This window comes from Pseudoflavonifractor sp. BSD2780061688st1 E11 (assembly GCF_005844125.1).
Taxonomy (GTDB): Bacteria; Bacillota; Clostridia; order Lachnospirales; family Lachnospiraceae; genus Sellimonas; species Sellimonas catena.
This window is the reverse complement of record NZ_SPHM01000009.1, coordinates 71296-96788: the sequence shown is the minus strand read 5'-3', so window position 1 is coordinate 96788 and position 25493 is coordinate 71296. Positions and strand designations below refer to the sequence as shown.

The 25493-nt window shown below is 48.6% G+C and carries 30 protein-coding genes and 1 pseudogene; 5 read left to right on the top strand and 26 right to left on the bottom strand.

What is annotated here, in order from left to right; all coding sequences use genetic code 11:
- Positions 1–97: 97 nt before the first annotated feature.
- From FGQ85_RS06115 to FGQ85_RS18310, 19 genes and pseudogenes are all read right to left on the bottom strand, one after another.
- Positions 98–499: pseudogene (locus tag FGQ85_RS06115) on the bottom strand (ParB/Srx family N-terminal domain-containing protein); the annotation flags it as partial.
- A 15-nt stretch (positions 500–514) separates the two neighbouring features.
- Positions 515–1150, bottom strand: coding sequence for an NAD(P)-dependent oxidoreductase (locus FGQ85_RS06110; RefSeq protein WP_243128492.1), 636 nt, complete (start codon positions 1148–1150; stop codon positions 515–517).
- A complete protein-coding gene (locus tag FGQ85_RS06105) occupies positions 1150–1689 on the bottom strand; it encodes a P27 family phage terminase small subunit (protein ID WP_138372944.1) in 540 nt (179 codons plus the stop codon). The genes FGQ85_RS06110 and FGQ85_RS06105 overlap by 1 nt, the downstream gene beginning before the upstream one ends.
- A gap of 128 nt (positions 1690–1817) precedes the next feature.
- Positions 1818–2177: an HNH endonuclease signature motif containing protein gene (locus FGQ85_RS06100; protein ID WP_138372943.1), complete on the bottom strand. Its 360-nt coding sequence runs from the start codon at positions 2175–2177 to the stop codon at positions 1818–1820.
- Between the two features lie 117 nt (positions 2178–2294).
- Entirely contained in the window at positions 2295–2726 is a 432-nt protein-coding gene (locus tag FGQ85_RS06095) for a DUF1492 domain-containing protein (RefSeq protein WP_138372942.1), read from the bottom strand.
- Between the two features lie 58 nt (positions 2727–2784).
- Positions 2785–3030, bottom strand: a complete 246-nt coding sequence (locus FGQ85_RS06090) for a hypothetical protein (protein WP_138372941.1) — start codon at positions 3028–3030, stop codon at positions 2785–2787.
- A complete protein-coding gene (locus FGQ85_RS06085; protein ID WP_138372940.1) occupies positions 2993–4390 on the bottom strand; it encodes a DEAD/DEAH box helicase in 1398 nt (465 codons plus the stop codon). The genes FGQ85_RS06090 and FGQ85_RS06085 overlap by 38 nt, the downstream gene beginning before the upstream one ends.
- A complete protein-coding gene (locus tag FGQ85_RS06080; protein ID WP_138372939.1) occupies positions 4371–4652 on the bottom strand; it encodes a VRR-NUC domain-containing protein in 282 nt (93 codons plus the stop codon). The genes FGQ85_RS06085 and FGQ85_RS06080 overlap by 20 nt, the downstream gene beginning before the upstream one ends.
- A gap of 231 nt (positions 4653–4883) precedes the next feature.
- On the bottom strand, positions 4884–7208 hold the full coding sequence (locus FGQ85_RS06075; protein WP_138372938.1) for a virulence-associated E family protein: 2325 nt from the start codon (positions 7206–7208) through the stop codon (positions 4884–4886).
- A complete protein-coding gene (locus FGQ85_RS06070; protein WP_138372937.1) occupies positions 7205–7642 on the bottom strand; it encodes a DUF4406 domain-containing protein in 438 nt (145 codons plus the stop codon). The genes FGQ85_RS06075 and FGQ85_RS06070 overlap by 4 nt, the downstream gene beginning before the upstream one ends.
- A 2-nt stretch (positions 7643–7644) precedes the next feature.
- Positions 7645–8436 (bottom strand): phage antirepressor KilAC domain-containing protein, encoded by a 792-nt coding sequence (locus FGQ85_RS06065; protein ID WP_138372936.1) that lies wholly within the window; start codon positions 8434–8436, stop codon positions 7645–7647.
- Between the two features lie 97 nt (positions 8437–8533).
- Positions 8534–10474: a DNA polymerase gene (locus FGQ85_RS06060; RefSeq protein WP_171027899.1), complete on the bottom strand. Its 1941-nt coding sequence runs from the start codon at positions 10472–10474 to the stop codon at positions 8534–8536.
- On the bottom strand, positions 10471–10989 hold the full coding sequence (locus FGQ85_RS06055) for an NUMOD4 motif-containing HNH endonuclease (RefSeq protein WP_138372934.1): 519 nt from the start codon (positions 10987–10989) through the stop codon (positions 10471–10473). Before FGQ85_RS06055 ends, FGQ85_RS06060 begins: the two co-directional genes overlap by 4 nt.
- Positions 10990–11051: 62 nt before the next feature.
- Positions 11052–11615 carry a DUF2815 family protein gene (locus FGQ85_RS06050; protein ID WP_138372933.1) on the bottom strand — a complete coding sequence of 188 codons (564 nt, stop codon included), beginning with the start codon at positions 11613–11615 and terminating at the stop codon, positions 11052–11054.
- Between the two features lie 14 nt (positions 11616–11629).
- Positions 11630–12751: a DUF2800 domain-containing protein gene (locus tag FGQ85_RS06045; protein ID WP_138372932.1), complete on the bottom strand. Its 1122-nt coding sequence runs from the start codon at positions 12749–12751 to the stop codon at positions 11630–11632.
- Positions 12751–13059, bottom strand: coding sequence for a DNA ligase (locus tag FGQ85_RS06040; RefSeq protein ID WP_138372931.1), 309 nt, complete (start codon positions 13057–13059; stop codon positions 12751–12753). Before FGQ85_RS06040 ends, FGQ85_RS06045 begins: the two co-directional genes overlap by 1 nt.
- Positions 13047–13262: a hypothetical protein gene (locus FGQ85_RS06035; RefSeq protein ID WP_138372930.1), complete on the bottom strand. Its 216-nt coding sequence runs from the start codon at positions 13260–13262 to the stop codon at positions 13047–13049. Before FGQ85_RS06035 ends, FGQ85_RS06040 begins: the two co-directional genes overlap by 13 nt.
- Before the next feature lie 93 nt (positions 13263–13355).
- Positions 13356–13922, bottom strand: a complete 567-nt coding sequence (locus FGQ85_RS06030; protein ID WP_138372929.1) for a sigma factor-like helix-turn-helix DNA-binding protein — start codon at positions 13920–13922, stop codon at positions 13356–13358.
- A 472-nt stretch (positions 13923–14394) separates the two neighbouring features.
- Positions 14395–14562 carry a hypothetical protein gene (locus tag FGQ85_RS18310; RefSeq protein WP_171027897.1) on the bottom strand — a complete coding sequence of 56 codons (168 nt, stop codon included), beginning with the start codon at positions 14560–14562 and terminating at the stop codon, positions 14395–14397.
- A gap of 390 nt (positions 14563–14952) precedes the next feature.
- Here FGQ85_RS18310 and FGQ85_RS06025 point away from each other — a divergent pair, with 390 nt between their 5' ends.
- The 5 genes from FGQ85_RS06025 (at position 14953) to FGQ85_RS06005 (ending at position 20697) form a co-directional block, all read left to right on the top strand.
- Positions 14953–15792 carry a hypothetical protein gene (locus tag FGQ85_RS06025; RefSeq protein WP_138372928.1) on the top strand — a complete coding sequence of 280 codons (840 nt, stop codon included), beginning with the start codon at positions 14953–14955 and terminating at the stop codon, positions 15790–15792.
- A 56-nt stretch (positions 15793–15848) separates the two neighbouring features.
- Positions 15849–18587, top strand: a complete 2739-nt coding sequence (locus FGQ85_RS06020; RefSeq protein WP_138372927.1) for an ATP-dependent RecD-like DNA helicase — start codon at positions 15849–15851, stop codon at positions 18585–18587.
- Positions 18588–18725: 138 nt separating this feature from the next.
- Positions 18726–18935, top strand: a complete 210-nt coding sequence (locus tag FGQ85_RS06015) for a helix-turn-helix transcriptional regulator (protein ID WP_138372926.1) — start codon at positions 18726–18728, stop codon at positions 18933–18935.
- Between the two features lie 12 nt (positions 18936–18947).
- Positions 18948–19598: a DNA-3-methyladenine glycosylase gene (locus FGQ85_RS06010; protein ID WP_138372925.1), complete on the top strand. Its 651-nt coding sequence runs from the start codon at positions 18948–18950 to the stop codon at positions 19596–19598.
- A gap of 13 nt (positions 19599–19611) precedes the next feature.
- A complete protein-coding gene (locus FGQ85_RS06005; RefSeq protein ID WP_138372924.1) occupies positions 19612–20697 on the top strand; it encodes a restriction endonuclease, SacI family in 1086 nt (361 codons plus the stop codon).
- Between the two features lie 20 nt (positions 20698–20717).
- Here FGQ85_RS06005 and FGQ85_RS06000 read toward each other — a convergent pair whose 3' ends face one another.
- From FGQ85_RS06000 to FGQ85_RS05970, 7 genes are all read right to left on the bottom strand, one after another.
- A complete protein-coding gene (locus tag FGQ85_RS06000; protein ID WP_138372923.1) occupies positions 20718–21527 on the bottom strand; it encodes a DNA glycosylase in 810 nt (269 codons plus the stop codon).
- Positions 21528–21533: 6 nt separating this feature from the next.
- Positions 21534–22604 carry a DNA cytosine methyltransferase gene (locus tag FGQ85_RS05995; RefSeq protein ID WP_138372922.1) on the bottom strand — a complete coding sequence of 357 codons (1071 nt, stop codon included), beginning with the start codon at positions 22602–22604 and terminating at the stop codon, positions 21534–21536.
- Positions 22597–22788, bottom strand: a complete 192-nt coding sequence (locus FGQ85_RS05990) for a sucrose-6-phosphate hydrolase (protein WP_138372921.1) — start codon at positions 22786–22788, stop codon at positions 22597–22599. Before FGQ85_RS05990 ends, FGQ85_RS05995 begins: the two co-directional genes overlap by 8 nt.
- A 107-nt stretch (positions 22789–22895) precedes the next feature.
- Complete coding sequence (locus FGQ85_RS05985) at positions 22896–23165, bottom strand: hypothetical protein (protein ID WP_138372920.1); 270 nt, start codon at positions 23163–23165, stop codon at positions 22896–22898.
- On the bottom strand, positions 23155–24129 hold the full coding sequence (locus tag FGQ85_RS05980) for a ParB N-terminal domain-containing protein (RefSeq protein ID WP_138372919.1): 975 nt from the start codon (positions 24127–24129) through the stop codon (positions 23155–23157). Before FGQ85_RS05980 ends, FGQ85_RS05985 begins: the two co-directional genes overlap by 11 nt.
- Positions 24119–24907 carry an AAA family ATPase gene (locus FGQ85_RS05975; RefSeq protein WP_347563055.1) on the bottom strand — a complete coding sequence of 263 codons (789 nt, stop codon included), beginning with the start codon at positions 24905–24907 and terminating at the stop codon, positions 24119–24121. The genes FGQ85_RS05980 and FGQ85_RS05975 overlap by 11 nt, the downstream gene beginning before the upstream one ends.
- Positions 24907–25161, bottom strand: a complete 255-nt coding sequence (locus FGQ85_RS05970; RefSeq protein WP_138372918.1) for a SymE family type I addiction module toxin — start codon at positions 25159–25161, stop codon at positions 24907–24909. Before FGQ85_RS05970 ends, FGQ85_RS05975 begins: the two co-directional genes overlap by 1 nt.
- Positions 25162–25493 lie beyond the last annotated feature (332 nt).

The window sequence follows — 25493 nt, the reverse complement described above, 5'->3', positions numbered from 1 at the left end:
CGCATCTTGGGCATTCGTGCGCGAATTCCTCATCTCCAAACTCCCCCTCGTCATACTCCTTATTGCTTCCCGTATCGTCCGGGTCCTCACGTACCGCAAACAAGTCTGTCACCTCGTCCTCACGGAAACCGGTCAGGGATACGTCAAACTCCTCTCCCTGCAGGCTTTCAATCTCGATCCTCAGAAGTTCCTCGTCCCATCCGGCGTCCATAGCCATACGGTTGTCCGCCAAGATATACGCTTTCTTCTGGGCTTCGCTCAGATGGTCCGCCAGCACACAGGGAACTTTTTCCATCCCTTCCTCCTGCGCCGCCAGCACACGCCCATGCCCTGCGATAATCCCGCAGTCCCCATCAATGATTACCGGATTAAGGAACCCGAATTCCCGGATGGATGCCCGCAGCTTCGCGATCTGCGCCGGGGAATGGGTTCTTGCGTTGTTGATATACGGTACCAGCTTCGCGGTCTCCACCATCCGCATTTTATTTTCTGTCTTCACGTCAATTCCTCACTTTCAATTAATCCACTTAATCACCGGATCTCCGGAAAATCCTTTTTCCCATACAAACCATGCATAAGCGACAGCACTTGAGGATATTTTCCCAAACTCCCCGTTTATCGCGCATACCAGCCTGGACGCGCTTACATATACCGTCCTCGGCGGGTTGTCCAGAAAAAACTGTTTGCGGGTTTTCCCTTCCAGGAACTGCAGCTTCAGAAACATCGCCACCTTTCTTCCCGGTTTGACACTGTCCAGTGCCTTCCTGACAAAATCCAGCGCATATTTATACGGCGGGTTTGTAATGATATCCCCGTCAAATAGTTGATTCGTCTGCAAAAAATCAACAGGTTCCGGGAAACCGAATCCTCTGTAAACCAAATCTGTGCTGACTACATGGTATCCGTGCTTTTCCAATACCTTCGCCAAATGCCCTTCTCCGCAGGCGCATTCCCAAACAGAAGGGGCAAATCTTTCTTCATGGAGCAGAAGCTCCATGGCCTTTGGCTCCGTGGCATAGTAGTCATCCTTCTGCCTGACACCTGGACTGTGATTCGATGCTCCCAGAATGGTATAAATGCTTTTGCAGTTTCCAATCCAGTCTTTGTCTGCTTTTCCTCCTTTGCATTCTGCCTGCGTTCTGGCTCCCATCACAATCCACCCCTTGCCCGGAGCAGCCGCTCCATCACATCATCCTGGGGCGTAGACCCCTGCCACTCCACCGAGCAGTTCTCCTTCACCACCTGGTAGATCTGATACCAAATCTGGTTGACCTGCTTCATATACTGCTGGGACATGGAAACATACGGGGAAGCGATGGCGTTCCCGGTTGTTGGATGTTTTGCAAGGAAGCCATACTCTGAAATACATTCCTCGCACTGGATCCACCGGGATACGGACACCGCGTACTGCTCCACCAGCTGGATATTGACCAGCCTGTCACATCCCCGCTCCCTCAGCCATTTCCATGTCTCTTCATACATCTCTGCCGCGCAGAAGCTTTTTCCGCTTTTCTGCTTCGCTTTCAGGTAATCCTTCACCGGCGGCATTTCTTCCCCGGACATTTCCGAAGGCTCCGGCAGATCCAGGACCATTGCCGTGCCGCCGTCATTGATCCGGTCTGTCAGCGCTTTCTTTTTCCTTCCGGCGCCGACCCTTGCGCCGCCCCGGCCTGTCCCATCTCTGGCCATGGCCTTCACCTCTTTCCTTTCCGGGGGCAATACCCCCTTTGATTTCCATTTTTTGTACACGACACCCCCGCACCGTTCCCCAAGAGAAAGGCTGCGGAGATTTTGACCGCCCCTCCCCGGCTGAACTTTCACCGGTTATGCCAGCGGTCTCCATTCTCCGCGTGGATCTTCGCGTGGCAGGACCGGCACAGGGCGATCAGGTTGCTCCGCTCATGGGTGCCGCCTTGAGACAGCGGCAGCTTATGGTGGATCTCCTCGGTCTTCACATACCGCCCTTCCTTCAGGCACTGCTCGCACAGCGGATGCTCCGATGCGTATTTATCACGGATCCGTTTCCATGCCCGTCCGTATCTGCGGCGTACAGCAGGATCCCTGCCGTACTTCTCGTAGCGGCGGTTCTCTTCTTTCTGGTGTTCCTCACAAAACCTTCCCTCCGTCAGGTTCGGACATCCCGGCCAGGAACATGGCCGTTTCGGTTTTCTCGGCAATACTCCCACCTCCTTCGGGCATAAAGAAAGCCCTGGGGAATCGCTTCCTCAAGGCTCTCTCTTTTTATTTTCCGCATCTTAACAATATCACAAAGGCATACTGTAATGTACTTGATTTTACTGTATTGTTTCAGGAGTTTTGATTTCCGCAAGGGCTTTCCTGTGAAGCCGGAATACATTATCAATGCCATAGCCAAGCTCAATCGCGATTTCTTCCCATCTCATATAGGACAGGTACCGCAGTTCCAATACTACCTGAAGTTCCGCATTCTCCACAGCTTTTATTCTGCGGACAATTCCCTTCTTCAATTCCACCAGCTGAAGCATATCCTGGTTGATTTCTGATTCCAGGTCTATGATCCTGCAGACAGTATCTTCCATTCTGGAACCATCCCTGTTCGGACTCTTCGGCATATCTGAATAAGCCGCTGTGACCTTGGCCGCCAGATTATGAAGTTCCTCAATCTGATTCAGCTTGCTCTCAATCCGCTGGTTCAGCCCGAATGCCTGGGATAAATACTTCTTTGCTTCCTGCTGCTTTCTGTTCATAAGCCACCTCCGATTGAAATCTGTAAATAGTTCCCCTCGGATTGCCTCCCTTGATTGACTATGATGATCTTATCTCTGCCTGAAGTTTGCGGATCAAACACTCTCCATCCACAGAAGTTAGTGTCTGATACCAGCCGGAACGGAAAAAGCGCTCAATCCGCAAAGCTTCATTTACGGCATCCTTGTTTTTAGGGTGCGCTTTTATTTTCTTCAGCGCTGCTCTGTAATCCTCTGCCGCCTGCACAATGATCGCGTTCGCAAGATTCTCATAAGCATTCCCTGTCTGTTTGTTGACTGCTGCCACCTGCCATCACCTCCGCTCTCACAGCATCGATCAATGCCCTCTGTGTATGGTCTTTTGTTTCCAGCGCATGCATGATCTGCTCATCAATCGTCTTTGCCGCAAGGATGTGGATCACGGACACCGTCTTCTTCTGTCCCTGCCGCCAAAGCCTCGCCACCGTCTGCTGGTACAGTTCCAGGCTCCATGTAAGCCCGAACCACACCAGGATATTCCCGCCGCTCTGAAGGTTCAGGCCGTGTCCGGCGGATGCCGGATGGATCAGCCCCACAGGGACTTCCCCCTCATTCCACCGTCGGATATTCCGTTCCTGATCCAGTCTGGCGAAGCCGATCTTAAGTCCGGAAAGCCTGTCCTGGATCCGTTCCAGGTCATGCTGGTACCAATAGGCCGCAAGAACCGGTTTCCCGTTCGCCGCCTCAATGATATCCTCCAGGGCATCCAGCTTCCGGTCATGGATCTTCTCATAATCGCCGTCATCAGAATATACCGCCCCGTTTGCCATCTGGGACAGCTTCCCGGACAGCGCTGCCGCGTTCGCGGCTGTCACTTCCCCTTCCGGCAGCTGTAAAAGAAGGTTCCGCTTCATCCGCTCATATTTTTCAAGTTCCGGTTCATCCAGATGTACCATGTATCTGGAATTCACCAGTTCCGGCATCTTCAAATGATCCGCTGATTTCATGGAAATCGTGATATCAGAGATCCTGCCATAGATCGCTTCTTCCGCCCCCGGAAGGAGTTTATAGCTGTATACGACATGCCCGTTCGTCTTATCCGGCATGAAATACCGGCTCCGGTACTGCCCGATAAACCTTCCCAGCCTCTGCCCCATATCCAGAAGCTTATATTCCGCGAACAGGTCCATCAGCCCGTTGGAAGAAGGCGTCCCGGTCAGGCCAACAATCCGTTTCACCTTCGTCCGCACCTTCATCAGCGCTTTGAACCGCTTCGCCTGCCAGTTCTTAAAAGACGACAGCTCATCCACCACTACCATGTCATAATCAAACGGCAGGCCGCTCTTTTCCACCAGCCACTGGACATTTTCCCGGTTGATCAGGTAAAGATCTGCCCTTGCTTCCAATGCCGCCATCCGTTCTGTCTCTGTTCCCACTGCCACGCTGTAGCGGAGATCCGATATATGGTCCCATTTTTCGATCTCATCCGGCCAGCTCATTTTTGCCACCCGGATCGGCGCGATCACAAGCACCTTGCGAATCTCAAAACGGTCAAACATCAGGTCATAGATTGCCGTCAATGTAATGGATGTCTTCCCAAGCCCGCATTCCAGGAATACCGCCGCCGTCTCATGCTCCTTGATATATTCCGATGCGTAAACCTGGTAGTCATGCGGTTCGTATTTCATCAATGATCCCTCCAATCCGCTCCGGGTCATCCAGCACATACACCCGGTACCCTAAAGACCTCAGCAGCCCATGCCTGGACTCCTGCAATGGCCTTGCTTTCTTCCCCGGAGCCTTTACTTCCACAAATCCCATCCTCCCGCCCGGCAAAAGCACGATCCGATCCGGCAGGCCATCAAATCCAGGTGCCATCCATTTCGGGCAGATCCCGCCTGCTGCCTTCACTGCTTTTACCAGCTTCTGCTCCACTGTTTTCTCTCTCATATATCCTCCTCTCCCGAAACAACTGAACCAAAAATCCCTTACGCGCGTATATACATGCGCTGCACACGTCTTCTTTCTATCAAAAACACTATTTATTTGTACTATAAAGAAAAAGTTGTTTCGTTGTTTCATATCTGCTCCAAACCCTGCATGTTTCCATGTTTTTTCACTGAACAACCCGTTAGGAACGGAACAAGATGCTGTTCTGTTCCGACAGGTTGTTCACTAAAATCATTTCTCTCTTTTATAGATTCTCTGCCTTCCATAGATGGGAAGAATCTTTGCCTTCCCCGTTTTGCCCCAGCCAGCGATTCTCTCCATAATGGCGGAAATAGCGTAGCTGTCCGAAGGCTTCATATCCTCTTTCGCCTTTCCGAAGCATTCGCACCAAATCTCCATATTAGAGACTTCCATCCGGCGGACGATGCCGTCCGGCCGCATCGGGTCATCCGCGTCCCGGACATAGTCGCGCCGCTTATAGACATCCATAGAGTCCCAGGTATCCGGCAGGAGCATATCCAGGTATTCCTGCACCAGCCCTTCCCGGTCGTCCCGTTCCATCGCCGCCCGCTGCTCTTCTTTGGCATAAGCCTCCAGTTCCGGCGGAAGATACAGCTTCTCCCCGGCTTTGGCATATACCATGACCTCCGCCCAGACCTGCTTCACCGTATCCGCATCCATATCCCAGGGCTTGTACTTCCCGTTTCCCGGTACCTTCACATTCCAGTAACGCCTGTTGCCGGTAATGTCCCTGAGATACCCGTTCTGGCTGTTGGTGGTGCCGAAAAATACGCACTGCCTCGGATGGGGCGTTACCCTTCTCCCGAAGCTGGCCCGGTACTTATCATCCTGCCTGGAAATAAAAGCTTTTACCTTATCCAGGTCCGCTTTCCGCATCCCGGCAAGCTCCCCGATCTCCATGATCCAGTAGCCCTGCAGCTTCTCCGCCGCCGTCTTGTCATTCATGTCCGACAGGTTCAGGCTGTCCGAGTACCATTCACCGCCCAGCTTCGCGATCAGCGTGCTCTTTCCGATCCCCTGGTCCCCGTTCAGAACAATCATGCTGTCAAACTTGATTCCCGGATGGTACACCCGGCAGTAAGCCGCGCACAGCTCTTTCCTTGTAACTGCCCGTACATATGGAGTGTCCTCCGCCCCAAGATAATCGATCAGCAGCGTATCCACGCGCTCCACCCCGTCCCAATCAGGAAGCGTATCAAAGAACTCCCGGATCGGATGGTAGGACCGGTCATCCACGGCCTTCGTAACGGCGATATCATAATTCCTGGCAGAAAATGTCCCGTATGCCGCGTCCACATAGCAGATCAGCTGGGCGTCATCCGCGTCCCGCCAGAACTTGGCCGGATGCGGCCAGGGAACGTTTCCCCGGATCTCCATGCCGTCCGCCAGCTGGTTGAACACAATCCCCTTCAGGTTCTCATCATTCTCCAGGATCAGCATGAGGTTGTGCAGGTTATTCTTAAGTTCCATGCTCTTCTTTTCATACTGAAGCTGCTTCTTCCACGCGTCCGGATCCGCTTCGTCAAAATCCTCCGCTGCTGCCTGCCGCTTTTCCTCAAAGATACGGAGTTTCACCCGCTCATCCGCCACGGCGAATTCGGCCATGGCATTATAGGACTTTTTCGGGTCATCATCCGGGAACTTATGCACCCTCACCGCGTCAAAAGCGTTCAGCAGCTGCCCGCAGGCCGGATCCGTCGCGTGGAAGCTGTATGCAAACTTCTCATCGATGATGATGACGCCGGCGGAACTGTCTGCCGGGATATAGTCATATCTCCCTTCCATTGCCGACGGCGCGTAAACATCTGGCAAAAATTTTTCAATCGCTTCCCGGATCGGATAAGCACGGCAGAAAGCCCCCACCACGCCGGTCTTCGTAAGCGGATCCGCCTGCTGTTTCGCGGCTTTTTTCACCGCCTCCGATTCCCTGGACGATACCGGCCAGGTGGAAACGTCCCGCCAGTCATCGTACATTCCCAGGTAAGCGTCCGGATCCAGGATATCGCCGTCCATGACCCGGAACACATACTCCCCGTTTGAGGAAGTAGACGGCCAGTACATAAGCCGGTGCGGCTGGTATGTGGTATCATCAAACAGATCCATTCCAATCTCCTGAGCCACCTTGCGGGCAAGGGCCGGGTATTCCTCCTCGGACACATCCCGTTTCAGCGGGAAGATCAGCCGCAGCCGCGGCGCTTCCGGCGTATGCTTATGCGTAGAGTAGACACACATCTCATGGGAATGGAACAGGGAAAGCTCCTCCAGGATATCCGGCGTGCCGTGGTCCATGTCCAGCGTCAGCATGGACCGGCACAGAACCGTCCCGGTCTTTCTCCTGCCGCCCCGCAGGTGCCCGCCGACAAAACCGCCCACATCCTTGACAGCGTCCTGCTGGGGCTTTGTCATCTTCCTGTATTCCTCCACCGTTTCCGTGGTGGTCTGCGTGGTGCTCACCCTCCTGCAGAAATCATCCCAGGAGATCTCATTGTTCTTCCATCTCTTCTCCATACGGGAATTCCCATACGCGATCTTCATCCTGCCATCCCCTCCTTCTCCCGCAGGTCATCGGTAAAATACCGGATCTTCTTGCGCAGTTTCCTGGCCCTTTCAATCTCAGCGGCCATGCCTTCGGAGACCGTATCCCCGAACACCCAGACCTCTTCGCATTTCCCCATGAACACAATGCCCATCTTCAGCCCCAGCCACCGTTCTGTTTCCTCATCCAGGTACTGCGGGCAGAGAAGGTGCGGGGCAATCGGGATGCAGTGTCTCTCCACTGCGAACCTGGAAAATGCCCTTGCCCGGAACGTATTCTTCTCCACATCTCCCGCGTAAGGAGAACAGATATAGACCAAAGGGCGGTACGCGGCTGCCGCCCTAGCCGCGCGCTCTTCCGCCTCGATCCTGGTCAGCGCTTCATATACCACGGGATCGTAATACCCCTCGCTGTTATACTTGCTGATCCCCATGCTCAGTTCCCCCTTTCAATCAGCGGAAGGATTCCGTCCGCTTTCAGCAGGTCATAGATGAAAAGCCTTCCTTTCTGCGTCCAGTACGTATGCACCTTCGTATGCGTTGTCCCGTCATGCGCCGGATAAGCGTGTGTCTTCGTGCTGGTGTAGCCGCACCCGGCATATTTCTGGTACAAAAGCCAGATCTTTCCACCCTGCTTATACTGCACGCCTTTCTCATGCAGGTACTGGTTCATCCGCTTCGCGCTCCATCCATAATCTTTCGCGAATTCCGATACCGCCAGCAGGCTGGGGCTGTTCAGAACCACATCGTAATAGCTTGCCTTCGGCCTCATCTCCGCAAGCTGCTGCTTCTGCACGGCGGCCTCCTGTTCCAGCGCCACCCTCTTCAGCCGCTCGGCCTTAAACGCCTGCAGCGCTTCGATCAGAGCATCCGTGTTATTCACAATGTCATCCAGCGCAAATACTCCGTGCTTCCGGATCGCCGGAAGGACTTCAGAAGTCACCCACCTCTTGAAGCGTTTCGCGGACGGAAGCCTGCTGGAAAGGATCAGGCTGTAAAGACCGGATTCGTTGATAAGCACCGGCGTCTGCTCTCTTCCCATAGAGTCGCGAATCGCTACCCCATCCATTCTGTCCTCTGCATCCACATGCTTCGCAAGAGCATCCCTGGTATTTGCGTAACCAAGAATCTCCGCTACATCCTTACCAACAAAATACGGCTCGCCATTGACTGTGATACTGCGGACCGAGCCGAACTCCGCATTGCTGAATACCTGTAACTCACTCATGAATTACCCTCCTTGATATGAGATTTTTGAAGGGCCTGTTCCCTTCAAGTCACAGGCAGCAAAAAGGAGAGGATTTTTACCCTCTCCCGAAAAATTTCTAATCCTTTTTATAAAACTGGGTTTCGTACCCGTCCGCCCGGAGTAACAGCCCCTCCGCCCAGGGCGGCGTCCTTCCCATCTGCTCGCAGATCGCATCCAGGGAAGCATCCTTCCGGCACTCAATGATCAGTTCATCATGCACATGGGCGCAGATCCGGCAGTGTGACAGCGTCCCCATGGCGTAGCAGAGAATATCCCTGGATATGGCCTGCACGATGTTCTCCACAAACTTCGGGCCGTAGCTCTCGATCCGCTCCCACTTCTTTGTTCCTCCCACGCCTTCATAAGTCACAGATTCCCCGCCGAAACGGTTCTCACCGATCCTCGGCTTCACATAGGCAAGCCTTCTCCCGGAAGGCAGGGTAATGAACAGCATCCCGCTCCGGCACTCAAAACGGATCCCCCGCAGGACAGACGGTTCCCTCTGCTTCACTGCCTTTTTTACCGCCCGGTCCACATCCCACCAGAACCGGACGATATTGGGATTCGCCGTCCGCCAGGAATCCACCAGCGGCTGAAGTTCCTCTTCCTTAAGCCCCATCTCCAATGCGCCCATGGATTTCAGCGCGCCGACAGATCCGCTGTATCCCAAAGCCAATTCCGCGATCTTCCCCTTCTGCCGCAGTTCCGCGTTCCGTCCGTGTTTTTCCACCGCCACCCCGAACATCGCTGATGCTGACGCGCAGTAAATATCGCCATTCCCCGCAAACACTTCCATCCTCCACCGCTCCCCGGCAAGCCAGGACAGAACCCGCGCCTCGATGGATGAAAAATCCGCCACGCAGAACTTATATCCCGGCTGCGGCACAAATGCTGTGCGGATCAGTTCTGACAGAACCTCCGGTATATTCTCATACAGAAGTTCCAGCGCCTCATAGCCGCCGCACTTTACAAGGGATCGGGCTTCCGCCAAGTCAGGGATATGGTTCTGGGGCAGATTTTGCAGCTGTACAATGCGTCCCGAAAATCTTCCGGTTCTGTTGGCTCCGTAAAAAAAGAACATCCCGCGGCACCGGTCATCCTCACAAGCTGAATTTCTCATTGCCTGATATTTCTTTACGCTGCTCTTCGCAAGCTGCAGCCGAAGGGATAATACTTCCGCAATATCACCGGGAACCGTTTTTATCATAGCGGCCACTTCTTTTTTTCCAAGACTATCGGCCTCAATCCCGCGGTCCGCGAGATAACTTTTCAGCTGCTGAACCGAATTCGGATTGTCCAGTCCCGTCATTGCCTGTAATCTCGCCTTCAAATCAGATTTTGACTGCGCGTCTATCAAGAGCGCCTGATCCACCAATTGACGGTCGATCATAATGCCCCGGTCGTTGATCTCCTGGTCAAGGTGATATTCTTCCCAGACGCTTTCCGGTACCGGATAATTGGAGAGCCTGGCCTGAATGGCCATTTCCACTTCTACATCCCGGATATTGTATGTCTTAAATGCCTCCCACTTCTCCGGCGCGTCTGCCGGAAGGTTTCTGGTGCGTCCGCCATTGGACTTAGTCGGCGAGCAGGGCTGGCAGAAATACTTAATAAGGTTCTTTCCCTCCGTCAGCTTCTGCTTTTCCAGACCCAGCACGGTTCCAACGCCTTCCAGAGACAGCGGCAAACCCAGATAAGCCGCCCATACCATGGAGCAGCGCCAGGAGTCCGGCATCAGGTAATCCCCTGTCGGATAACCCAGATAGCGGGACAGGCAGACGCGCTCAAAGTTCGCATTGAAAGCCCATTTGGTGACCGTGTCATCCTCCAGGGCAGCGATGATCTCTGCCGGAATTTTCTCCCCGCAGGCAAGATCAACCTGCCGCACAGGACCGCCATCCACACTATAGGCAAAGAGAATCATTTCAAAATCCGGGGCGGAGGCATATTTATAAACGCCGCACTTGGTTAAATCCACATCCGAAAATGACTCAATATCAATTTCCAGGTTTTTTATTTCAGCCATGAAAAACTCCTCCCTGTCAATACTTTGCTGATTGTCTGGTGTGCCACTCCAAACATAAAACCAAGTTCCGTTGCAGAAATACCGCACCATGCGCCAAAACGGATCGCCTGTACATCATCCTCTGTTAATTTTCTCCAAGCTCTTCCTGAATGCAAAACATCCAGCACGTTTTCTGCCTGGGTATCGTACCGCAAATTTTCAAGTCGGTTATCCGCTGGGTTCCCATTGTTGTGACAGACTACCATTCCTGGAGGCCGTGCGCCTGCGAATGCCAGCATCACAAGCTGATGCACTAAACAGGATTTCCGGGGATCGTTTAAAACAACGCTAAGATGCCCCTCACGACTGTGTTGACCTGGCCTTAATACCCTCTCCTTTATTTGAAATTCAAACTCGCCATACTGATTTGAACTGTGAATTGTCCTGCTCAGACTCTTAACATTGCCCATGCTGCTCACCTGATATTTTCCTTCATATCCGGGTATGTCTTTCCAGATTTCCTCCATACCGCTTCACTCCCTCCTGACCTGAGGCGGCAGATTGCTCCGCCGCCCCAAAGCCCTTGAAATCAATCAAGAAAATCGTCCTCATCCGCTTCCGCGAAATCATCTTCCGCCCTGCTCTTGCCGCCAAGGGGCTCGCCGTCCCGGATCTTCTGCAGGTTGTTCAATCCGCAGGCAATCCCCTTGTTCCCGTTGCTGTTGAATGCGTAGAAATTGATGCTCGCCCTGCCGTACACCCCGGAATACACCTCGGAACGTTCCAGGATCGGGTTCCTGTCCGCATCCACGATTCCCGGCGCCGTGCCGCTGTTTGCGTTCACGAAATAAGAATTTGCGTAGGCCTCGTCATCCGGCCTTTCCGCATCGCCGTCACGCAGCGGTGTCTTCAGCGCGGAAAGCGCCGGTACGGATCTGCCGTTGCCTTTCAGCTTGCTCTGCCCTTCCTCGTAGGCCGCCTGGATCGCTGCCCGGATCTTTTCCAACGTCTTCGTGTCAGACTTCGGGATGATCAGGGACACGGAATATTTCGGCGCGCCGCCATTGATGGACTTCGGCTCCCACGCATTGACATAGCTCCATCTGGTATTGACTCCGGTAATTACTTTTGTAGGGTTATTAAACTTAGCCATAATTCTTTTCCTCCTTAATTTTCACTGAAATCTTCATATGCTGTATTGAGCGCCGGCCTCTTATCGGAATCCGGCACCAGCGCCGGCTTGCCCTGAGGCTTTACGATAAACGGGCCAAGCACTTCCTCAAACTTCTTTTTCCCCATAAGGGCAGTCATGGCGGTAATGCCGAGAAGTTTCTTCTCATAAGGATCATGTCCCGCAGATTCCGCCGCCGAAATGACTGCGGTCTCATCATTGTATTTCCGGTTCGACCTGCCTTCCACGACTTTGAACCCTTCATAATGCGTTCCGGATAGGGCTTGCTGCAGGGCATATTCCTTGACATCTGCCGCCCAGGATACCAGTTCATCGATCTTCGGCAGGATCGCCGCGATCTCGGTCTCTTCCAAAGCGGCAGGCATCTCAAAGTCATAACGGGCAAGTTCCAGGTTGTATTCCGCCCTCTTGCGGCATGCCGCTTTCACTTTGCAGAACCGGCAGTGTTCCCCTGCCTTGAATTCACCCTTGCCCTCATAAGCCAGGGCCGCCGTCGGCTTTAAGACTTCCTCCGCCCAGGCGAGCAGTTCTTCTTTTGCCATGGTACAGGTACTGACGTTCTCACGCCGGGGCTGGAAGATGGTCATGCGGACTTCTTTAATGTCATACAGGCCGTCAAACAATTCCAAAGCGCCCAGCGCGTAACACATCATCTGCGGGTTCTTCTCCGCGGATACAAGGACGCCTACCCCATGTTTATAGTCAATGACCTGCAGTGTCTCATCCGCCACGATCACACAGTCGCCGGTACCGAAACCGTCCTCCACCCATCGGGAAAAATCCAGTCTCTGCTCGATCAGCACCTGCGGATCCGGGCAATGCTTCTTTGCCGCCTCGATCTGTTCGTTGACATAAGAGCAATAGCTTTCCGCGCAGTCCCGCATCTCCTGATCGTAATAAGTAAGGTTTTCGGTCGGATCCGTCACATCCTTGCCCAGTGACTTTTCCACCAGATAAGCACAGAGTTCATGGCAGTCGGTACCCTGCTGCGCATAAGGGCTGGCTCTGTCTTCCTGCTCCGCGCACAGTTTCGCCGAAGGCGGGCATTCCAGCCATCTGTGGCTGGATGACGCCGATAAAAATGCGTGCTTTCCCATTATCCCAGCACCTCCGCTTCCGCCATCACCGCCGCGTATTCCCCTTTATCCAGCGCTGACAGCTTGTCCGCCCCGTGCGCTTCAAGGATCTTCCTGATCTCCGCGGTATGCCCTGCCCTGGACTTCTCCGCCAGGAATGCCCTTACCTCAGTAAAGGTATATTCCTTTGCCGACTCTGCGGGAGCTTCTGTCTTCTTTTCCCCTGTCTCAGAAAAAATCTCTGCCAGTTCATCTGCAATGTTCACCAGGCTCTCCCCGCACTTCTTCAATTCCTTAATCAGCAGGTTCAGTTCATTCATCTTTGACATGTTTCTGCTCCTCCTTCCTCAACTTCACGGATGTCTACGGATTCCACCGTCTGCCCCGGCGACAGGAGATACACCTGCGTAAACTCCCCAAACAGGAACTTAAGCAGCCTTGCCGGGAGTTTCACATCCGCGCCCTTCAGCACGTTCTCCTTACGCCCGCTGGAATCCGAGACGTTAATGACAATCTTATGTTTGACCGCCATTTTTTCTTCACCTCTCTTTCTGCAGGAAGCTGTCTTCCTTACATGTCACAGGCAAGAAAAAAGGGAGAGATTTTACCCTCTCCCGAAAAAACTTTAAAAATATTTCTTAATGCATTCGATCGCCTTATCATAATGGACCTTGGCCACCTTCACACTCACTCCCATAATCTTCGCCGCCTCTGTCCTGGAGTATCCTTCCAGGCCGATCAGCTGGTAAGCCTGTCTCTGCCGGTCCGTCATTTTAGTTGCCGCAATCTCGCGAAGCCTCAGCACCTCATCCGGCACATCCTCATCAAATGGATCATAACTGGCCCCGGCAAGCACGCTGCTCTTGTCCAGTTCCCCGTCATCCGTATCTCCGGCTATGTAATCCAGGGAAAGGTTCCAGTTCATATCAAACTTCTCTCCCGGATGCGCTTCTTCCCATTCTTTCTTCTCTGCCTTCTGCTCCGGCGCCAGTTTAGGATGCCCGTTTTTGACGTTATTAGCCACCTCGTTATCATCCATCCGGTGCAGATCCCGGATCCACACTTCAGTCACGCCGCCCTCGCCCGGTCTGACCACGTTATAAGATCTCCTGTAACCGCCTCGCCCGTCCGGAACATCCACCGAATACCTGTAAACACCTCTCTGATCCTGTCTCGTTTTTTTGACTCTCATAATTGCCTCCGTTCTGGCCTGGAGGCAGTGAGAGCAGGGTACCCGGTACGGACTTTTGACCAAAGTACCCGAAACCAACAAAATGCGCAGGAAAACAAGGGTACTTACACCCGTGTTCCGTCAGTTGTCTTTCTCACAACTGCTTTCCACGGTATGTCGTATCCTGCCTCACTGCGCACATGCGGCCGATATGAATTTTTATCTGAGCATCTTTGAGATACTCATCAGAACCGGCATCCAAAGATACAGGTTCTGGTCAATACCCAAAGTTTCTTTCTTCTTTCAGCCGGACCTTTTATCCCATCCTTTCCTAAGCGCCCTCGATGAAGACTTTTCCGGCCTGTCTATTTACTTCTTCTCCTTTTAAAAATGAAATTGTTCCATTTTTGTAAATCGCACAAAAAAAGAGCCTGACAAAATACAGATGTATTTTCACATCTATACTTCGTCAGGCTCTGGTCGCTATGATTGCTCATACGCCGATTCGCTCAGTACGAACCTTTTTTCTGTGGAAGCTGACCGCAATGACCGATTTGCAGATGGGGCATTTAATTTTGATGATGCCCTCTACTGTCTCCGGATCCGCGTCAAACAACCTTTTATTTTTACAACATGGACAAGCCACATGCACTTCCTGCATATCTTTTCGCCTCCCGCAAGAGGCCAGCCAAAAGGGAATGTCAAACTGACCGTTGGTAATTTTTTTTATTTTCCTCTGCACTGTTTGCCGTGACTTAAATCCTATGGCAGCGATAAATATAGTATATCGAACGTGTGTTCTGTTGTCAATAATTTTCGCGCTTCCAAGAAACCCTGACAAAGTTCTTATTCTGTTGAAATTTACATCGGGCGTTTATGATTCACAGTAAACCCATTCACAATTTGTGTTTTTATGATAACCATGGTATAATTTAGGATTGCCAAAGTGCATATGCTCTGCCCCTTTCCATGCCGCAAGTATAGCAATTTATCTTCTTAAAAATCAGGAAGTAACGGAAGCGGACGGAAGCAAACGGAAGTAGGTGATTTCATGACTTTTTCTGAGTATTTCAACGCTCTGTATCCATATCTGTCTGGCGGCGATAAACCTGTAGATTTTTTTGACAAAATGATTGAGCATTTTATACAAGTGGAGGCTTTGGAAACTTGCCACCTTCTGGATCGTCCACATGACACAAAGACTCGGTATATAAAAAAGAGCAAACCTAATAAAATCAAGCCTGAATATGCACAATACGTATACTCAAAACATAATCCGCAAAGATATCGTAAATGGCTTGACACCAGAATGTGCGCACAAGATACACATTACAAAATTGAAGAATGGCTGAATGATAAGGACATTGAGTTCTATGATGTCTGTGCCGCCTGTGATGATCTGCTGGAAAACATCTTCCTAAATATCGCTCACCCAGAAAACTCGGATGTTAAGCTTCCTGAAAAGGACATGGTAGAAGGCTCAGATACTTTGCAACTGTCAGATAATGATAAGGAGCTATTGAAGGATTTTCACATTGACTTCGACAGCATATTAGAGAAATGTGTCTCAAGTAACGAAGCGGAAGTCTGGTTCACCAACAACCTTGCCACAAAAATACATGGTCTGTACAACGAAAAGTGGAAAAACCGGATATCAGAATTTGAGGATCTCGGTCTTCAGTCAGATATTCTCAGTACCATTGCAACCCTGCAGGATTTCTGTAAAGCACTGGATCCTGACAGTGAATTAGTTCCAGGCTCTTCAGTGCGAAAGCTGAGAATAAAATTAAGAGATAACTACGTCAAACTTCACCCAGACAGCTACGCTGGTCTGTTCCCGTATGACGCATTTATTGACGACTGGAATGATAAAAATGAATTTGACATGTAAATACCAGAATAGAAACTTTTCCTGTTTCTGATTTGATTTGAAAGGACAGATACCTCATGCCTATAATCGATAATCAGATCAGGGTCATCGATGGGGCGATCTGTCGGTACCTTGATAATATAGACAATTCTACAAGAGCTGTAATATCGCAGGATATCCTTGCCCATCTGAAAAATCTGGTGGAGCATGTGATGTTAAAATACTACTCCCCTTACGCAGATATAGAAGATTCAGAAGAAAATATAGAAAAAGCGGCAGAGTACGCCCAGACAGATGGACATCTGAAGGTACTCTACCGCTTCAGGAATTATCTCGATATAGTTGCGTCGCACTACACCCTTGATGAGGATAGTTCCGAACGCTTAATGTTAAAATACTACGACTATATGCTTGAAACGCGGAATCTCCTGTACAGTGATTTCCGCATCGCTATCCTTCATAACCTGGATAAATTTCCGCTGAATCTGGATACTGCCCTGCAGGAGTATTATTCCAAAATCGCTGATAAGATCAGCCGATATAAATCACAGCTTGTCGGCGAAGGAGAAAAATACTATATACAGAAATTAAAGCCGTTCTATGTAAACGGTCGCAAATACTATGAGGTCACTTTCACGACCGCAAAAGACAGAGAGAATAAAGCCGGCCGCATAATTGCCTTCACCAGACTGCCGATCATAAGTAACTACGCCTCAAGGTTTTATCTGGTAAATGAAAATATAGAAATTCTTGGGAAAACCATGCCTGTACTTCTAATCACAGAATGGGAAGTGTCCATGCGCGGATGCGAATTCAAGAACTTTAATTCCATAATTACCGGTAGCAAGCGCGATATCCCATACGGAGAGCAAAAAACCGTTTGCCGCTACATAACAGAAAACCGCTTTACGCTCACTGAAATAATAGACTTTCCGGAATATGCCTATCAAAGGCTCATCAATTCCTGGCGTACCGAAAGTAAGACTGGCTACTTTTTTGATGCTTTGGACAGATGCCGCAGCATAATCAGAGGAAGGAGACCCGGTCAGAATATCCTTCGCTACCTTCTCTATGGAATGCATAACGCAATCATAAAGGATCAGCGGCAGGATGAAGCCAACAGTAACCTTTCCAATCTTTTTCTGAAAAACGGAAGTATTCCGTTTGACAAAATGCCATTTAATCAGTCGCCATTAAACCACAATCCCCGGCTTCATTCTTTATTTGAATGCATTCCGACTTATAACAGAAAGCATGAGCTTCTGGCACGGCAGCTTAGGAACAACACCGAGATTTCCGGCAGAATCTTCACTCCAGTTGAGGAGCTTACACACTACGGTGATATAAAGGGTCTTGCTAACACATATAACGCCACACTGTGGGTCGGTCATAAAGAAAGAAGCAAAATTGTCGTAAAAAACGATTATGCTTACATCAGAGAATACAAATTAGATACTTGCAGCATCATCAAAAAGCTGATTGAACTCAGTAAGATTGAGGATCCGGATTACTCCGGGGATGTTGAACTTTGGCTCATGCTTGATGATTATGAAGTTGACTGCCCGGAAAAGATAGACATCCTTACGCATATGTTTTCCAAATCAGCAGTCGCCGCAATCTACGGCTCCGCAGGAGTAGGAAAATCAACACTCGTAAATCATATCTCTCATTACTACGAGAATAAAGAAAAGTTATACCTTGCCCAGACAAATCCGGCAATCGATAATCTTAAGAGAAGAGTAACCGCTAATGAGGATTATTGCAAATTCTCAACCATCGCAAGCTTCCTTAAATACGGTTACGGCGACCCTGAGTACGATCTGGTTATAATAGATGAATGCAGCACCGTTAGCAACACCGATATGCAGAAACTCCTTGAAATGGTCAAGTTTAAGAAAATCCTTCTTGTAGGAGACACTTATCAGATCAACTCCATTCGTTTCGGGAATTGGTTCACGGCACTTCGTAGCTTTCTCCCTGAAACTTCAGTCTTTGAACTCACTACACCTTACCGGACGAAGAACCAGCGGCTCCTTATCCTTTGGTCAAAGGTGAGAGCTATGGATGACAATGTACAGGAGATCATTGATAAACAAAGCTGCTCCCTGAAGGTTGATGAATCCTTACTAACTGCTGCCGGAGATGACGAAGCCGTCCTTTGTCTCAATTACGATGGACTCTACGGTATCAATAACATTAACCGGTTTTTGCAGGAAAGCAATCCAAACCCAGCAGTTGAATGGGATGTCCAGCAATACAAGGTTGGAGACCCTGTTCTGTTTTTGGAAAACAACCGTTTTCACCCTGTCATCTATAACAATATGAGAGGCAGAATTGTAGGAATTGAAAAATTGGATGTGGGTAAACCGACAGAGCGAATCCAATTTGATATCGAGCTGAAAACGACTATAGATCCAACCGCCACCAGATTCATGCCACTGGAAGTGATTGAAAATCCTGATGGTAAAAACACCATCGTGCGTTTTTATGTTTATAGAGTCAAAAGCACCGATGATGACGATGACGGAAACACTGCCAGAACCATCGTGCCATTCCAGATTGCGTATGCCGTCTCTATCCATAAAGCACAGGGACTGGAATACAGTTCCGTAAAGATTGTCATCACGGATGAAGTGGACGAGCTTATCACACATAATATTTTTTACACCGCCATCACCAGAGCTCAGAAGGATCTGAAGATATACTGGACTCCGGAAGTGGAGAAAAAGGTTCTTGAGCGGATCCGTCCTCGGAATATTGATGCGGATGTTGAGATACTGAGAAATTTTATTAAAGAATCTAATTTAACTAATTAGCAATAATATTTTTCTTCAAACAACTGTAATTTCTATAACTATCCAGAGGTATACTCCAGATAGTACAGATTTTGTTGCTTATAGTCCGTTGTTCCAAACACCGTTTACCCTTATAATATTAAGTTGGAGGTAGGTGTGATGATTCAGGAAACACTCGGCAAACGAATACGTGAACTCAGGACCGGAAACACCGGTCTAAGCCAAGAAAAATTTGCCCATAAGATAGAAATGGACAGAACATACTTCGCTTCTGTCGAAGCCGGCAAGCGGAATATTTCAATATCAAACATCAAGAAGATTGCTGATGGTCTGGGGGTAACACTAAGTGAACTCTTCAACGGACTATAAAATGGAGGACGTATGTCAGAAATCATTACCCTTGACACAAACACCACATCGGTGCAGTACCTATGTGAAAGAGATAAAAGATTGGCCAAAGTCATCAGTATGGTCGGACCGATAACATATTCACCTCATGAAAACGATCCATATCGATTTCTGATACACGAAATAATAGAGCAGATGCTTTCTGTCAAAGCCGGCCAAAAGATATTCTCCCGTTTAGAAGAATTATGCGCCGGAGAAATAAATCCGGATAATATTTCTGCATTGACCAATGAACAAATACGTGGAACCGGAACCTCTAACGCTAAAGTGGCATATATTAGAAATCTGACAAACGCCCTTAAATCAGGCACCTTATCTTTTAGCAAGCTCGGCGAAATGCCTGACAATGACGTCATCTGCGAAATGACCCGGGTTCGAGGAATCGGAACATGGACAGCCAAAATGTATCTTATGTTTGTTCTCAATCGTCCAGATATACTTCCTGTAGAGGACGGTGCTTTTCTGCAGGTATATCGCTGGGCTTATAAGACAGATGACTGTAACCCGACGAATGTAGCAAAAAAATGTAAAAAGTGGAAACCATATTCCTCAATAGCCGCACGTTTTTTCTATCGCGCACTTGATATGGGAATAACAAAAGAGGCGTTCCACTTGTACAAATAAAGGAGGGAATCTAATGGGATTAAAAGAAACTGCAACAGACGTTCTCAATTCAGCATATGCAAAGGCATCTTCCGAACCAAATTCAAGCTGTGACCATAAGGAATTTATAGATTATGTGATTGACAATACCCATCTCACATATAAATATATTCTTTTCACAGCACTACTCTCAAAGGCTTCCGACAAGAACATTAATACACTTTGCCTTCAAAAACAGTCTGAACTTCCTGGGGCTTATGATGCAAGAACAGTGTGCCACAAGGTAATCGTTCCCTTTGAAATGGAAGTGTTAAAAAAGGCTCTTGGAGGATCAAATGAACCTTTTCTTAACAAGCCTGCCAGATTTCCTGAATTGAGTAAAACAAATGCTGTACGACGCGGTAACGATCAAGCAATCCTTGATTCTCTCTGTGATAACCTTCCAAAAATCGAATCATCTGACGATGCCTATAAGTGCCTTGTTTACTTATTGTGTAAGCTGATAAAAATACGTGACAAAAAAGAGCAACTTACGGTATTCTCCATTGAGGATGGCTCCAACCTTCCTTCAAAACTCATCCAATTTGTGAATGAAGCTCTTAAAATCAGTTGCGAAGGAGAAGTTCTCACATTGATGGTAGCTGGCATTTACCATCTCATGTATCTACATAACCCTGATGTTAATGTTGAGGTACATCCTGTGAATGAAAGTGGCGCTTCAAGCCGCGAAGTAAGCGATCTTGATATCTACATAAACGGAAAATTGATTTCTTCCAACGAATTGAAGGATAAAAACTATGCGGAAACAGATGTGCGTCATGCTGCCGATAAGGTTATGAATGCTGGTGGAAACCGTATGCTCTTTATTGAAGGGCCAAGGGGTTCCAGAGACAGCGATTTTGTTGAATCCATTCAGAGCGAATATATGTCAAGAAACTTTATGCTCCGAATCCTCTCGTATCAATTTTTCTTTTCGGGTATGATATCCTCATTAGAAACCATTGATTGCGAAGAATTCATACGTTTCATTCTAAAAACAGCACGAGACACTAAGTTTAAAGAAGAAACCATCTCTTACCTTGACGATCTTGCGCAGAAAATCTTTGGTTTAAAACATTAATATGTCATAGAGCCGTCAGTTCATTGGCGGCTCTGTTTGTAATAAAAAATATACTGCTGAATGATTCCGGCATGATTCCCATACAAATCGAACGGATCTTTTCCGTTGCAATCATCATTGATCGCACGAGATATCCAAACATCAACCGGAACACAGGCTGATCGCCCATATGAGAACAGTGCAACACAATTTGCCACCTTTTCTCCTACTCCACGAATACATTTCAAGTACTGAATCAATTCAGTATCTGGCAGTTGCGAAATCATGTTTAGATCCACCTCTCCGCTTGAAACTTTTGAGATTGCGTCCAGAATATATGCTGCCCGATAACCAACGCCACAACTTCGCATATCATCCTCAGATACATTAATCAGATCTGTAGCAGATGGAAATAAGTTCAATTTCTCATATTCCGTTTTCTGTACGGTTCCATACTTTTTCGCAATCAAGTCAACAGCTTTTTGAATTGCGGGAATACTTTTTCGCTGTGATATAATCGTGGACACTAATATTTCCCATGGATCCTGCCATAAGATCCTCAGACCACGTCCTGCGTTCATAGCTTTATCCACAAATGGATGCTTACCGTATTCTTTCTCAAATATATTTCTGTAGTTTCGATTCAAGTCAAAATATTTTACCCAAGTGTTCTGCCACTCATTGAATCCACAAGAGACGGAAAAGATTCCCTTTTCAGTCTCCTTCATATAAACTACATTATTACCGGTTACAAATCTGTAAATGTCATCATCAATCAGGGAAGCTCTAAAACATTGACCGCTCTCAACTATTTTTCTCAGGTTAAAATCATCTTGAATCTCAACACGCATTTCCCTTCAAATCGCCTCTTCTTTCTCTCTGAGATATGCTACAACGGCTTTTGCAACCGCTTCGGCAAGCTTACACGGAACAGCATTGCCAATCTGGGTATACACCATCCCTTTGTTTCCGCAGAACACATAATCGTCAGGAAATGTCTGGATTCTTGCCGCTTCTTTTACAGTAATACGTCGTAATCTTTCAGGAGCCTCCTTAAACTCAGGTACAATTGTTCCATCCATAAGCCCCTTATGATAATCTACTACCCAGTCGCTGGAAGCATTTCCATACAAATACTCTTCATCTACAAATGGCGTTTTGTTGCCACCCATCGAAGCTGGAAGCGTATTGGCATAACCATCAACATCTATCGGGCGGCCCTGACCATTAAAATACATTCCTGCATAAGGAGATTTACGCATTATGGGATGCGTAGCAAATGTAATCTTTGCCGTACAGGTATCAGGATTTTCTTCCGTACCGGCTTTTCCCAGAGATTTTAACAAAACACGAATTATCGGCGCTTCATTTTTCTGTGCCTCTATCAGTTCTCCAATACGATCCTGAAAAAAAGCATCTCCCTTGATTCCAATAAAGAAGACTCTTTCACGCTTCTGCGATACACCGTACTCTGTTGCATTAAGAATATAGGGAAAGCATACATATCCAAGTTCATTTGCTCTTGTTAAATATTTACTTCTAATAGCCCCCCACTTTTCTAATGCTCCCAATGCCTTAACATTCTCCATAACGAATGCCTTAGGTTGAATGCGTTCCACAGCATCAAGGAATGTAAAAATCAGCTTGCTGCGTTCATCATTCGGATCCATTTTCCCAGCCACTGAAAACCCTTGGCATGGCGGACCGCCAAACACAAGATCCACTCCCTTATACTTTGTTAAACTGTCAAGAACATTTTTTATGTCATCGTTAACCATCACTCCGCCAGGATGATTCGCCTTATAAGTATCTGCAGCGTCTTTCATCAGTTCATTTGCAAAAAGCACTTTAACGCCTGCATTTTCAAAGCCAACATCCATTCCGCCAGCCCCCGAAAACAACGATACAGCTGTTATTTCCTTACTCATCCTTAGCACCTCCATCTTCTTCCTTATGGACACGGAGAACCAACGATTCATGGTCAGGACTCATGTATATGTCAAATTTGGTACTTCCCTTTTCTACAGCCATATTGGAGAGAATTGCTTTAGGCATTCTTATTCTCATATCTTGCTGTAGTAAATAGGTGTCCAAATATGTTCCATCACTCATTCTAATCTTTCCTCCAATCGCTTTTGGGACTAATTGTACCCTAATTTTAGACTAAAATCAATCCGGTTTTGAAGCAATATCATGAAGTCATTCCATATTGTTGACTATCACCTTTTCCCTTTCATCTGCCATCGGTCATGCCCCTGTATGCTCCGCACCGCCTGCCGCAGCGTATTCGCCCTGCCATGCTGATGATACGGATGTGATGCCTTATGCTTATGAAAAATAATACAGCTGCCTTTCCCCGGATACTCCGGATTGTGGATATACCAGTAATGCCCCGTATTCCGGGACATTACCGTTACATCATATTCATCCGCAACGATGACAGCAAAATATTTCGTATCCAAGCTTTTCAATTCCTCTTTACTGAACAATATCCGCCGCCTCCTTCCGGAACCACGCTTCCAGTGCTTTTTCCACAATATCTGCCGCTTCTTTTGCCTTCCGGTCCGCAAAATACTTCTGGTACACTTTCATCGGAAGCTTGATACTGACCGCATCTTTTTTCTTCTGACTGGTCCCTGAATCTGCAATTTCCCGTATCTTCTTCTGCGTAATATTTCCAGACTCTGCCCTGATCGCCGCCGCATTTTTCGGATTCAGCTTCACCTTATCCTCTGACGCCGCAGCAGCAACAGCCTTCTGTTCTTTCTCCGATAAATAAGACAGATCCACGGCAGCAACAAGAGACAATGATCCATTATCCAGTTCCTCTTTAAATTCAGGGATCAGCTTATCCACCCTCATATATCTTGCGATATTCCTTCCCGTCATGCCATACTCGTTTCCCAGTTCATCCCGGCTCCTGGACTTGTGGACATCATGTCCACAAGTTCCTTCCTGCCCGTTCAGAGCCGCAATCTCCTGGAGGATATCATTGCGCTTGCCCTGGCTGCTGATCTTTTCATACCGCACCGCCAGGACAGCCGCTTTTTCTGACGGGAGCAGTTCCGAAAAAGACCTCTGGATCATATTGGTTTCAATCACATAGACAATCGCGTCTTCATCTGAAAGGTTTTCTTTCACAATGGCAGGGATTTTGTCAATTCCCGCAAGTATCGCCGCTTTCTGCCGGTTATGGCCGGAGAGCATCTCATACCCGTCTTCCTGTTTCCGGACGATCACCGGATTCAAAACTCCATGCTCCCGGATGCTCTGGACCATGTCTTCCAGCCGCTCCCCTTCATACATCCGAAAGGGATGGCCACGAAACGGACGGATACTTTCTGCCGGCAGCATCCGAACCGCATTCTCCGGAACCGCCTCGGCTTCTTCCATCTGATCCAGCAAATCAATCGCGTCATTAAAAATCTTTCTCTTTGCCCCATTAGCTTTCAATAGAAATCAACTCCTCCGCAAATTTTCTGTATGCAATGCCTGCACTTGCCTTCGAGCTGTACCGTTCCACCGGCATGCTGTAATAAATGCTTTCCCCCACCTTCACGGTATGGGGGATCCTCGTATCAAATATCCGGATCTGCCCCTGGAAACTTTCTGTCACCTGCTCCGTCAATGTCCTGCACAGGTTCGTCCTCGTCTCGCACATGGTCATCAGGATACCCGCGATCTTGAGTTTGGGATTGATCCGGCACCGGATCTTTGTCACCGTCCTCAGATAATCCTGCAGTCCCATCATCGCCAGAAGCTGCGGATTCACCGCGATAATGACCTCATCAGCTGCCGCAAGGGCATTGATGGTCAGCATTCCCAGGGAAGGGCAGGTATCGATCAGAATATAATCATATTTCTCCCTGAGCGGATCCAGGATCTCCGACAGGATCTTTTCCGCTCCCATTTCCAGCCGCAGCTTTGCGTCCGCCACAGACAGATAAATAGAAGAAGGGATAAAATCTACGCCGTCCTCTGTCCGGATGCACTTCTTCATAGCCGGAAGTTTTTCATCCTCTATCGCTGCCATCATCAGATGGCCTATGGTATTTTCCAGTTCCCCTGTATTTTCAATCCCATAACAGGCCGTCAGATTCGCCTGACTGTCAAAATCTACAACCAGCACTTTCTTCCCCTGTTTCCGCAGTGCGTATGCAAGGTTCAGGGTGGAGGTGGTTTTCCCCACCCCGCCTTTCTGTGATCCGATAACATAAATCTTTCCCATCATCAATACCGTCCTTTCTTTTCCGCAACCTTATCCGCCGTTTCCCTGCCGCTTTCCTCAAAAGCATTCACATAGCTTGCTTCCTCTCTTGGAACAATCACCAGCCGCCCCTCCTCACAAGTGACAGTGATAGATGTCCCGCAGTCAAATCCAGCTTCACGGAGCCATTGCCCTTTCAGCATGATGGCTGGTGTAGATTTATACTGATATCCGCTCTGCTCATAGACTTTCATATTTCTGAATTTTTTCATTGCCATAGATGTGCCTCCTTAAACCGTAAAATGAATATTTACTTTAGAAATGCCTTTGTCTTCCAGTCACTGGCCGTCAATCCAACGGCACCACCTCCCTTAAATCCGCTGCAACGCAAAAACAGCTGCCAATGCATTCACGCATCAGCAGCTGCCGATTTAAGTTCTGTGTATTATTTATTTGACTGTTTCTCCTGATCCTTGATCCTGTAATAGTCTTCCATATCCAGGGTCAGATCCACATGAGTATCAGGCTTTGATTTTCGGTTGCTCAAGAGGCACACAGTCTCCACATGGCTCGAGAGGACAGAATGAATGTCATTTGAGCGTATCCGTTC